7 protein-coding genes are annotated in these 12,084 nt (G+C 41.9%); 4 read left to right on the forward strand and 3 right to left on the reverse strand.

All coding sequences use genetic code 11. The annotated features are described in order from the left end of the window. Nucleotides 1–29: 29 nt before the first annotated feature. The gene (locus tag RYK20_RS02075; RefSeq protein WP_297980648.1) at nucleotides 30–944 is read left to right on the forward strand and encodes an SPFH domain-containing protein; all 915 of its coding nucleotides are present in this window, start codon (nucleotides 30–32) and stop codon (nucleotides 942–944) included. Between the two features lie 59 nt (nucleotides 945–1,003). On the opposite strand, the gene murI is transcribed toward RYK20_RS02075, so the two are convergent. Beyond that, nucleotides 1,004–1,783 (reverse strand): glutamate racemase, encoded by a 780-nt coding sequence (gene murI, locus RYK20_RS02080; RefSeq protein ID WP_314894243.1) that lies wholly within the window; start codon nucleotides 1,781–1,783, stop codon nucleotides 1,004–1,006. Between the two features lie 89 nt (nucleotides 1,784–1,872). Next, complete coding sequence (recQ, locus tag RYK20_RS02085; protein WP_311456161.1) at nucleotides 1,873–4,065, reverse strand: DNA helicase RecQ; 2,193 nt, start codon at nucleotides 4,063–4,065, stop codon at nucleotides 1,873–1,875. Between the two features lie 86 nt (nucleotides 4,066–4,151). Here recQ and RYK20_RS02090 point away from each other — a divergent pair, with 86 nt between their 5' ends. Continuing rightward, nucleotides 4,152–5,117, forward strand: a complete 966-nt coding sequence (locus RYK20_RS02090; RefSeq protein WP_314894244.1) for a KpsF/GutQ family sugar-phosphate isomerase — start codon at nucleotides 4,152–4,154, stop codon at nucleotides 5,115–5,117. A gap of 1 nt (nucleotide 5,118) precedes the next feature. On the opposite strand, the gene pbpC is transcribed toward RYK20_RS02090, so the two are convergent. After that, nucleotides 5,119–7,497, reverse strand: a complete 2,379-nt coding sequence (gene pbpC / locus RYK20_RS02095; protein ID WP_314894245.1) for a penicillin-binding protein 1C — start codon at nucleotides 7,495–7,497, stop codon at nucleotides 5,119–5,121. A 758-nt stretch (nucleotides 7,498–8,255) separates the two neighbouring features. On the opposite strand from pbpC, the gene RYK20_RS02100 reads away from it, so the two are divergent. Together RYK20_RS02100 and RYK20_RS02105 are read left to right on the forward strand one after the other, a co-directional pair. Then, nucleotides 8,256–10,637 (forward strand): gliding motility-associated C-terminal domain-containing protein, encoded by a 2,382-nt coding sequence (locus RYK20_RS02100; protein WP_314894246.1) that lies wholly within the window; start codon nucleotides 8,256–8,258, stop codon nucleotides 10,635–10,637. 11 nt (nucleotides 10,638–10,648) lie between these two features. Further along, nucleotides 10,649–12,007 (forward strand): PorP/SprF family type IX secretion system membrane protein, encoded by a 1,359-nt coding sequence (locus RYK20_RS02105; RefSeq protein WP_314894247.1) that lies wholly within the window; start codon nucleotides 10,649–10,651, stop codon nucleotides 12,005–12,007. Nucleotides 12,008–12,084: the final 77 nt, after the last annotated feature.

The raw sequence follows: 12,084 nt of genomic DNA on the forward strand, positions 1-12,084 counted from the left end.
AGGAATGCTTATCTTTGCAGAAAAAAGTTATGAATTACACATTTATTATTTTTGTTTTATTTGCTGTTTCTATCCTGTTTTCTTTGTTTTTTACAGTAAGGCAACAGACGGCAGTATCTATTGAACGTTTTGGTAAATTTCAGAGTATTCGTCACTCAGGATTACAACTCAAAATTCCTGTGATAGATAAAATAGCTGCTCGTATTAGCCTTAAAATTCAGCAGTTAGACGTGGTAGTGGAGACCAAAACCTTAGATGATGTTTTTGTTAAAATTAAGGTCTCTGTACAGTTTGTTGTTATCAAGGACAAGGTATATGATGCTATCTATAAGCTGGAATATCCACACGACCAGATTACAAGTTATGTTTTCGATGTGGTACGAGCTGAAGTGCCTAAGATGAAGTTAGATGATGTTTTTGTGAAAAAAGATGATATTGCCATTGCTGTTAAGCGAGAAGTACAGGAATCAATGGAGACTTATGGATATGATATTATCAAGACTTTGGTTACAGACATTGATCCTGATGCTCAGGTAAAGGCAGCAATGAACCGAATCAATGCGGCAGAGCGTGAGAAAGTAGCTGCTCAGTATGAAGGAGATGCACAACGTATTCTTATTGTTGAGAAAGCCAAAGCAGAAGCTGAAAGCAAGCGATTACAAGGGCAAGGAATTGCAGATCAGCGAAGAGAAATTGCTCGTGGGCTCGTAGAAAGTGTAGATGTACTCAATAAGGTAGGCATCAGCTCTCAGGAGGCATCAGCTCTTATTGTAGTTACTCAGCACTATGATACGCTTCAATCTGTAGGACAAGATACTAAGAGTAACCTTATCCTTCTGCCTAACTCCCCACAGGTAGGAACTGATATGCTCAATAATATGATTGCTTCTTTTGCGGCTTCCAACCAGATAGGAGAGATGATTCGTCAGGAAAAGAAAGATTAACCATCCCTTAAGAAACTATAGAAAAGAGGCTTATCGATAAGAAATTGCCTCTTTTTTTCTTAGAAAGACTCATAATGAACCTTTATTTCTTTAGATGCAAAAGATTGTAATATTTCCACATTCTTATTTGTTAGCCACAGGTGTTCAGGAACTGTTTTATCAGTAGCAGATAGGTTGTTTTGCTTGAGAATACGTTCTGTTTGTTTGGCTACAGCATCAGCGGAATCTATAATACGGATATGCTGAGGCAGAATCTCAGAAATAATAGGAGTAAGGTAGGGATAATGTGTGCAACCCAATACTAGGTAATCCATTCCTTGGGCTACCATTGGTTGGAGATATTTCTCTAGGAGCTGATACATCTCAGGGGTTTCTATTTTCCCCTCTTCGATTAAAGGCACTAGCCCCAATCCTTCTTGAGTAATTAAGGTGATATCCTTTTCTAGAAATTGTTCTTTTGTTTTGGCAAAGAAGTCACTACGTAGAGTTCTCTGAGTAGCGAGAACACCAACTACTTTTGTTTGTGTGTAAAGCCCTGCGGGCTTTATAGCTGGTTCTATACCTATGAAGGGAACTTTGTATTTATTACGTAGGTGTCCAATGGCATTGGTAGTGGCGGTGTTACAAGCTACAATAATGAGCTTACTATTGTGGTTGAGTAAGTATTCTGTATTTTTCTCACAGAGGGCAATAATCTCTTCTGTGGTCTTCTCTCCATAGGGAGCATTTAAGCTATCTGCTAGGAAAAGAGTAGATTCGTAAGGGAGTACTCGCACCAAAGCACGCCAGATAGTAGTTCCTCCCACACCGGAATCAAATAAGCCAATAGGATGGTTCATAGCTGACAAATTTTAGGAGCAAAGGTACGATATTTTTTGTAAAGGAAAGCTATACAAGGATAGCTCTCCCTATAAAAATATAGCAACATTTAATTCCCAACTTCACTAATGAACTTAATACGATAGAGTCGCAATTCATCATCTTCATAATCTCCTCCGAATTCCTTGGATGCGACAGCTATTTTATCCGTTTCAGCTTCTAAGAAATAGTCGTGGAGTTCCTCTTGTTGTTCTTCATCAAGGATTTCATCTATCCAATAGTTGATATTGAGCTTAGTACCACTATAAACGATTTGTTCCATTTCCTTGAGGAGCTCATCCATAGAGAGTCCTTTTGCTTTAGCAATATCAGGCAAAGGGAGTTTTTTGTCAATATTTTGTATGATAAAAAGCTTTATAGCGGAGTTAGCTCCCGTAGTTTTTACAATAAGGTCTTCAGGGCGGAAGATGTCATTCTCCTCCACATATCTACTGATGAGTTCAACAAATTCTTTTCCATATTTCTTAGCTTTTCCTTCTCCTACTCCGAATACATTGGTCAGCTCAGTAATATTAATAGGATATTTCATAGACATATCCTCTAGCGAAGCATCCTGAAAGACCACAAAGGGAGGGACTCCAAACTGCTTAGCTACTTTTTTTCTGAGGTCACGTAGGAGATTTAGTAAAGTCTCATCAAGGATAGAGACATTTTGTTTAGCAGGTTCCTCAATGGCTTCTTCCTCGAAGTTATGGTCTTCGGTCATCATAAAGGAATGAGGATTTTTGAGGAAGTCCAGTCCTTTATCGGTGAGGAACATAATACCATAGGTTTCAATATCCTTACGGATATAACCATTGACCATCACTTGCCGAATTAGAGCCATCCAATACCTGCTATCAAAGTCCTTACCTGCTCCGAAGAAGTCCTGTTCGTCGAATCGGTTGGATTTTATCATAGAGGAATATTTTCCTGTAAGGACATTTACAAGGTCTTTAGCTTTAAGTTTTTGTCGTGTTTTTTCAATGATTTCCAGTAGGAGTTTTACTTCCTCTTGGGCTTCTTTCTTAGCTTTAGGGTAGCGCATATTATCATCCATATTTGCTCCTTCGCCATTGATTTCGTCAAACTCTTCTCCGAAGTAGTGTAAGATAAATTTTCTTCTAGAGCTAGAAGTTTCGGCATAAGCGACCATATCCTGCAAGAGAGCTTGTCCTATTTCCTGTTCGGCTATGGGCTTTCCGACCATAAATTTTTCTAATTTTTCTATATCTTTATAACAGTAGAAAGCAAGGCAATATCCTTCCCCTCCATCACGCCCAGCGCGTCCGGTCTCTTGGTAATAACTTTCGATACTTTTAGGAATATCATAGTGGATAACAAAGCGAACATCAGGCTTATCAATCCCCATTCCAAAAGCGATGGTAGCAACCACAACCTCTACTTCTTCCATTAGGAACATATCCTGATGCTTAGCTCGTGTTTTGGCGTCTAACCCTGCGTGATAAGGGATTGCTGTAATTCCATTCACCTGTAGGGTCTGGGCGAGCTCCTCCACACTTTTACGGCTTAAGCAATAGATAATTCCTGATTTTCGTTCATATTGCTTAATGAACCGGATGATATCACTATTGATATTTTTGGTTTTGGGGCGTACTTCATAATATAGGTTTGGACGGTTAAAGGACGATTTGAACACATTTGCTTGAGCTATCCCCAAGTTTTTGAGGATATCCTCTTGTACTTTGGTAGTTGCTGTTGCTGTAAGGGCTATGATAGGGATATCCTCGCCTAAGCGGTCAATAATAGTCTTGATATTTCGGTATTCAGGACGGAAGTCGTGTCCCCATTCGGATATACAGTGTGCTTCATCTACCGCAACGAAAGATATTTTGATGGTTTTGAAAAAAGCTATATACTCGTCTTTGGTGAGAGACTCAGGAGCCACATAAAGGAGCTTGGTATCTCCAGAGCGAATATCTTCCATCACGGTGCGGATTTCTCCTTTGGTAAGAGAGGAGTTCAGTACGTGAGCAATTTTGTCGGTTCCAGATATACCACGGATCACATCTACCTGATTTTTCATAAGAGCGATAAGAGGTGAAATAACGATGGCTGTTCCCTCCTTCAGAAGAGCGGGAAGCTGGTAGCAAAGGGATTTTCCGCCACCGGTAGGCATAATCACGAAGGTATCGTGGTTATCCATAATGCTACTGATGATTTGTTCTTGCTTTCCTTTGAAAGCATTGAAGCCAAAAATACTCTTTAACGCCTTTTGTAATTCAACATTTGTTACACTCATAATGATAATATGTAGTATTTTTTTTTTACTTTTGCAGGATAAAATTACGACATTTTTTTTAAGTAGCAAATTAAAAAATAAATATTTTGGAAAAATTTAATAAGGTGCTTGATTTTGCACGGGAAACTATTGAAATTGAGCTTTTTTCGTTAAGAAAATTAACAGAGTTCTTAGATCAAGACTTTGTAAAAGCCGTCGAGGTCATCCTCCATTCCAAGGGTCGGGTTATCCTTACGGGGATAGGTAAGAGTGCGATTATTGCTCAAAAGATTGTTGCCACGATGAATTCCACAGGGACACCAGCTATTTTTATGCACGCTGCCGATGCCATACACGGGGATTTGGGGATTATCCAGAAGGAAGATGTGGTGATCTGCATTTCCAAGAGTGGTAATACGCCTGAAATCAAAGTGCTTGTTCCGTTGCTCAAGCGAGAAGGTAACCCCTTGATAGCTATTACAGCCAATAAGGAATCCTTCTTAGGTCTCCAAGCTGATTATATCCTCTGTGCTTATACCCATCAGGAGGCTTGTCCTAATAACTTAGCGCCTACAACCTCTACCACTGCTCAGCTGGTGATAGGTGATGCTCTTTCGGTAGCACTGATGCGAATGAAGCAGTTTGGCAGTGAGGATTTTGCAAAATATCATCCAGGCGGGGCTTTGGGCAAAAAGCTCTACCTGACTGTAGGAGATGTGATTGCTAAGAATGAGGTGCCTTCTGTACTTCCTACAACTGATATCAAGCAAGCTATTGTGGAGATTTCCCAGAAGATGCTAGGGGTTACAGCCGTAGTAGAAGGGGATACTGCCGTAGGAATTATCACCGATGGAGATATTCGTAGGATGCTTAACAAATATGAGGATATTAAGGGGCTTATGGCAAGAGATATTATGTCACTCCATCCGAAGACGGTAGAGGCACATACCCTTGCTACAGATGCATTGGACTTTATGCAGAATCACAAAATTACTCAGTTACTGGTTACCAAAGCAGGGAAATATGTAGGGGTAATTCACTTACATAATCTTATTCAGGAGGGGATTATATAGCCTATTCCTGCATATAAATAAGGATTGTTTTTTCATTCCCTTGAGGGTCTATACACTTAAGGGAATGCTCCCCAGGGGAGAGAAATAGCTTCATATCGTGGAAGTGAAAGGTTTCTCCTAAGTAGTCTTCATCCAAGTACCAGAAGAGCTTATCAGGGAGGGTATAGGCAGCTCGTGCAATAATAGGTTGCGTTTCTCCTCCGAATCCTTTGGCTAGGTGTAGGATAGCACCGTGTTTGGGATAGATAAAGTCCAGTACATTCTGCTTGTCTCCCTTAAGGCAATCCTTGCGCATAGGAGGGAGGGTGGTGTAGGAAGTATGTTGCTTCTTATAGAACCATTCCATCAGTGGCGGGAGGACAAATCTGCTTTCGGAATGGATATGAGAGAGTTCTTCACAATCAGTATTGACTTGCCATTGCCTGTCAAGGGACAGATGTACCCACTTATGATATTTGCATTGGGAAGTTTGTAGCTTGCCATTAGGGACATAGGTGGTTTTCTTGGGGCAGATATCACTGGCGAGCATTCCACTTTCGGCACATACCTCAATAGGGGTGAGTGCTTCCCAAGGAGTGTCAAACCATTTTCCCTTGGGAAGGAGTTGGAAGATTTCAAGCATAACGGGGGAGGCAGTCCCCACCCCTGTAAGCTCAGGGCGACCTTCTCCAGAGGCATTGCCTACCCATACCCCTACGATATATTGGTCGGTTAAGCCAATAGACCAAGCATCCCGATTTCCGAAACTCGTACCTGTTTTCCAAGAGATTTTGCGAGAGGACGCATAATAGCGCCAGGCGGAATCGAAGGAAGGGCGGTTTACTTGAGTGAGTGCTTGGAAAGTCTTATAGAGGGCTCCAGCGCTGAAATGGCTTTTGTCCTTTTGTTCCTTTCCATAATCAAGAGGGGAGAGGTGGTAGCTCAAGGGCTGATAGGCACCTGAGCTATAAGTACCTTTTTCACAGAAATGTTGCAAATCAAATCCCATAGAAGCATATGCGCTACAGAGTTCCCAGAGAGTGCTTTCGGCTCCTCCAAGTACTAAGGATAGCCCATAATGGTCAGGAGAGCGATTAATAGAGGAAAGCTGTAGCTTCTGGAGCTGTTGATAGAACCTACTGATACCATATTGCCTGAGGAGCAATACAAAAGGGATATTGAGAGATTTGGCAAGAGCCTGATCTGCAGGAACAGCTCCCTCATAGCTATTTTCAAAATTTTCGGGAGAATAACCTGCAATATGGGTAGGTACATCCGCAACGAGTTCTTGTGGGAGTAGCTCACCACTATCAAGCATTGCGGCATATAAGAAAGGCTTGAGGACGCTTCCTGTACTACGAGGGCGATGGATGATATTCACATCCTTCTGGTGGGCAGCATCGGTAGGGGTGTTACCTATATAAGCCAGTACTTGACGTGTTTGGATATTGGCTACCAGCACACACATATTATGCACCTCAAACTGCTTATAATGTCGATAATACTTACTAACAATCTGATTGATACGTTCTTGTAGGTAGTAATCTATAGACGTCTTTACGCGCTTACCCGCTTGCTTTTGTGCCACCCTCCCTACCAAATGAGGTGCAATATTAGGGAGCTCATGAGGTCTTTCAGGGAGAGGTTCTGTAAGGGAGAGCTCATAGGTAGTGGCGTCAATCGTTTTATTTTCTAGGAGCTTTTTGAGGAGAAAATTTCTTTTTTTCTCTAGAGAAGTTGAATTACGACCAGGGTAGATAAGTCCAGGGGCATTGGGTAATACTGCCAGGGTACAGGCTTCCGCCCAAGAGAGTTGTTCGGGAGGTACCCCAAAATAACGCCACGAAGCCATATCTACCCCTACAACATTGCCTCCGTAGGGTGCGTGAGAAGCATATAGGGCGAGAATGTGCTCTTTGGAATATCGGAATTCCAATCGTGTTGCCCAGATAGCCTCAATACATTTTTCTGTGTAAGAACGAGCGGGGTTCTTACGAGCCAACCGAATTACTTGCTGAGTGATAGTGCTTCCCCCGCGCACAGTGCGTCCTCGTTGCAGATTGCGCCCCAGTGCTTTGAGGGTCGATATGGGATTTACCCCCCAATGGTAATAGAAATGAGCATCTTCGTAGGTGAGAATTGCTTCGCGGAGCTTCTCAGGGACTTTTGTTCGCTCAGGAAATCGCCATTGCCCATCAGGGGCAATTTTTCCTCCTAGGAGCTTTCCTTCTCGGCTTTCTATAATGGTTGCATAGTTTTCCTCAAAAAGATTCTTGGGTAAGCAAAAGATATAATATAGCAAAGCACTTGCCAGAAGTAAAGAACGGATTTTGTGTTGTTTGATATAGCTAAATAGCTTATTCTGAAAAAATTGCAGTGTGCTCCTGAAGGATATTTTCATTGGAAACTACCTCAATAGGTTCTGTATAGAGGGTTGTGTTATTGAGTGCAAAGATACATTATTTTGGCTAAAAAAGCAAGTAGAAGAGAGATTGGAATGCGATAATTAATTGTTAATTATTTGTTGTTGTTTATTAATTTAAATAGGTGCGAACTGTAAGCCTGTGTCATCGTTGCGCTAGTGGAGAGGATAATTCAAGGTATATTGATTATAAAAAAATCAGATTTAAATAAAGAATTTTTACTGCCTCAACCATCTAATTCTCCCTTTTGTAGGAAGTCCATGATGGTCGAATATGTGGGGGAAGAGGTTCGTACAAATTATTAATAATAACTACTCATTTTTATATAGAACATATTTATAATTCTAAAAAATAAATAGCTAAAATTATATTTTTATTAATAAAAAAGAAGAATATAAAAGGTGAATAAAAAAAGAATATATCCTCCGAATAAATTCTTCTAAGGAAGATTGTGTATAAAACAAAAAAATGTTAATAACTTTTTTTTAAGGAATTCTAAAAAAAGGAGAAAGCTTGGAAATGCCTGTAAAATAAGGTATATAGAGGCGTTAATCCTTTGAGGAACTTCTTGTGAAAATTCTACACAAGGATTATTTTGCTAACAGATTCACAACATATAAAAACTTTTTTATATATTTGCCACGAGTTAGCCTCTATCCTAAAAAAATAGAAAAAGAATGTTTAAAACAATTATAAGGAGACCAATAAATTTAACAAACTAAAAAATAGAAATATTATGAAAAAAACACTATATATTCTTTCATTACTTTTGGCTTTGCTACTCCCAGACCTGTCTTATGGGCAGACAGAGCGGGCTATCTATAATATTGTTACCAATAGGGATAAGCGTTATTGTGCGAGTGATAGAATGTCCAATTCTTTGGTTATTTCGTTTCGCTGGCGAGGAACGCCTTTGAATATAGATAATAAGTTTGAGGCAGAGCTATCCTCTCCTACAGGGGATTTTGCAGGAGCAGTGAAGATAGGCGAGTTGGTTTCTCGTGGGAGCAACGCCTTATTGCTACAGATTCCTATTGAGTTCCCTAGAGGCACCTCAGGAAGGGCTTATCGTATCAAAATCAAGAGTACTTCTCCAGCGGGGATAGAGGCAATCAGTGATCCTTTTGAAGCTCATCACATAGGTTCTAGACAGCCTTTGGAACTGAACAACCTCCAGAATATAGAAATCTGTCCAGGGAGTGCAGGGCGTACTATTGCAGTAACTGATGGACCTACAGCTTCCGTATATAAATGGTATAAGGATGATGCTGTGATAGAAGGAGCTACAGGGAATAGCTATACAGTTACCCAACCAGGAAAATATTCTGTAGAGCCTGACTTTGGGGCTTGTGGCTCGGCAATGCGGTCTAATGAGATTACAGCTTCCCTTCCAGGGGGAGCGAATTCCTTGAATGTAAAGATAAAGGGGAATGCTACCAAGCCTATCTGTACGGGGCAGACCCTTACCCTAGAGTCCGAGATAGAGAATGGGGCAGGGCTTACCTTTACCTACCAATGGTATAAGGATAATACAGCTATAGCAGGGGCAAATCAGGCTACCTATGGGGCTACCTCTGTAGGGAGCTATACGGTGAAGGCTACCCCTAACCAAGGGTGTGAGAAGACTTCAGTAGCTGCTACCCTTACCCAGCGTGATACCAATGGGCTCCTAGTGATTGCTGGTGAGGCTACTCAGGTGAAGTGTACGGGGCAGACCCTCTCACTGACAGCCTCCCTTACCGATGCTTCCCTTACTGGTACCTATAAATGGTATAAGAACGGAACAGAAATACCTGGTGCCAATACCCTTACCTATACTGTGACCGATGTGGCTTCCTACTATATTACTCTTACGGAGCCTGCAGGCTGTGTGATCAAGTCCAATGTGGTCAATGTCAGCAACCGTTCTAGTGTGAATCCAGGGGATATTAAGTGGCTTACCTATAATAATGAAGATGTTGTGTTCTCTTTTCCTTATAGGAGACCTGTGATAGAGTTGGATATTCCTAGTACCGAGACCCTTACAGTAAAGTGGTTCAAGGAGGATGATCCAGGTACTATCCTACAGGAGAATACTACCCGTTCCCATCAGGTAACCTCTGAAGGAACTTTTATCGCTGAGGTATATGATGCTTGTGGTACCAAGGTAAGCTCAGGGGTACTAAAGCTACACATCAAAGAACCTTCTCGCTACAAGCCTATCATAGGCTTTAAGCAGGGGAACTCTCCTTGTGCAGCAGGGCAGGCTGTCCTTGAGTTGGTAAGCTTGGAAGCGAGTATTACACATAATGGCACTGAGAAGAAAACACTTGTTCCTAGTAGTGATTATGGACAATATACCCTTCAGTGGAAAAAAGATGGGGTTAACCAGACCACAGGTAAGGAAATAGCAGCTACGGTTTCCAATACCTTGGCTACCTATCGCTTGATGGTCAATGGAGCATTTAACTCCAATGAAATCAAGCTTGTAGATATCAAGCTCCCTACAGCAGTACGCCTGACCACCGATTCAGGACTTTCCGAATTACAGCCTGATAGAGCCCTAAGCCTGATCCCTACCCTAGAGGGGACTTTCCAGCAGGAGTTCTTTACCTATAAGTGGTACCACCGCAAAGATGATACTGAAGACTGGGTAGAGAAAGCCGATGTAACAGCACAAACTGATAAAAAATATACTATTCCTGCTTTGGCTTATGGTTCTAATGAGTTCCGCCAGGCGGTAGGGCAATACAAATTTGCTGTTAGGATCAAAGAAGCTACCGTTAATATCGCAGGAGATGATATAGACCTCACACCTTATGCGCAGAGCTGTGGACAAGCGGAAGGGCATATGACCCTTACCTATACCCTTACTTATACAGGTAAGGAAATCCCTAACCTAGTACTCCTTAACGGAGAAGAGCTCAACCGCAAGTGGATTCTCCCTGCCGAGTGGGCAGGCGCCAAGGTGACCATCTATAAGCAGACGGGAGAGGTCATCTACCAAGCACAGCAGTACCAGAATGATTTCCCTAGCTTCGAAGCACAAGCTAGTAAGCGCGGCGCAGCTATTTACTTCTTCTACATTCTAGAAAAAGATGGGAAAACCCAAAGAGGCGTACTGACTGTATTACACTAAAAGAACTATTAATGAAGAGATTATTTACACCGATAAGGATATTGTTCTTTACCCTCCTTGCTTCTTGCCTACAGGCACAGGAGCAATCGGGCTTTTACTTACCTTACCAGATGCCTACGCACGCTTTTGTGCGATTTAATACCTTTGTTGCCAATCCTGCTTTTCCCTTGATTGTCAATTATCAAGAGCATAATGTAGGACTCTATTACCGTAGCCAATGGACAGGCTATACCGATAGCAATTTCTCCCTAATGGGGCTTTCTTATGGTTATAACTGGAAGGAAATCAATACGGTAAATGCCTTCCTCTATAAGCAAAATGCTTCTATAATGACCAACTATGGGGTGGTACTGGGTTATGGGCACTTGGTAGAGATTTCTGACCAATTCAAGATTCATATGGGGTTGAACGTCATTCCTACCTTTAGCGGGCTGGATAAGGGGCGTATCCGTGTAGCAGACCCTAATGACCCTTTACTTAATGTAGGGAATTCCTTTGGTATCAATATACAGCCAGGGGTGAATATTGCTCTAGGCAACTTTCATTTTGGAGGAACCGCAGAGAATTTGATAGATTATTCTTTAGGAGCGAAAAAGGCGATGACGGGCTTCCGTGATAAGACTTTCACAGCTCACCTAATGTACCGTGAGCCCTTGGATAGCCGTAATGATCTTTTGGAGAATGGTTATTGGTCAGTGATGCTCAAGGGAACCAAGGAGTATGACGGGCTTAACTTCGGAGGGGGTGCCCTCTTGGACTTGCCTGCACTAGGCTGGGTAAACTTAGGTTATACTCAGCGCAATGGACTCCTTGCTGCCGTAGGGGTAAATATCCGCCAACAGTGGAGTATAGGAATAGAGTATGAAAACCCAATAGGGGTTAAAGTACCTCAGTTAGGCAATACTTTCGGGGTATACCTTAATATGCAGTTTGGAGGGGAACGACAGAAGCGAACACCTCCGCCCACGCCTAAGCCCCCACGTCCTAAGCCTATTCCTGTGCCAGTGGATACCTTGCCTAAGTCCAAGCCATTACCTCCACCCCCTCCGCCTAAGACCGACGAGGATCTTCAGAAGGATAATACGATTCCAAATCGTCCAGTGGATAAAAAGATAGAGAAGATAGATGGGGTAGTGAAAGGACACTATGTGATTATCGGGGTATATGCCAACCCTAAGAATGCTTTTGACTTCAAGCAACGAATGAGCAAACGCTATACTATAGGAAGCTTCGTGAAGCCTCAGAATAGTTATACCTATGTATACTTGGGAGCAGGGGCAATGAGCCTAGAGGAAGCTCAGAAGGTAATGATGCAGAACGCCCTAAAACCGGATTTCTATAGCGGTATCTGGGTGCTGGAAGTAAAATAATGACAAATAGTTAATATAAAGGCTTTATGCTAGGGTGAGCTCATAGCTCACCCTAAGGTTAAGGTTGAAAAATTATA

This window comes from uncultured Capnocytophaga sp. (assembly GCF_963525585.1).
Classification (GTDB): Bacteria; Bacteroidota; Bacteroidia; order Flavobacteriales; family Flavobacteriaceae; genus Capnocytophaga.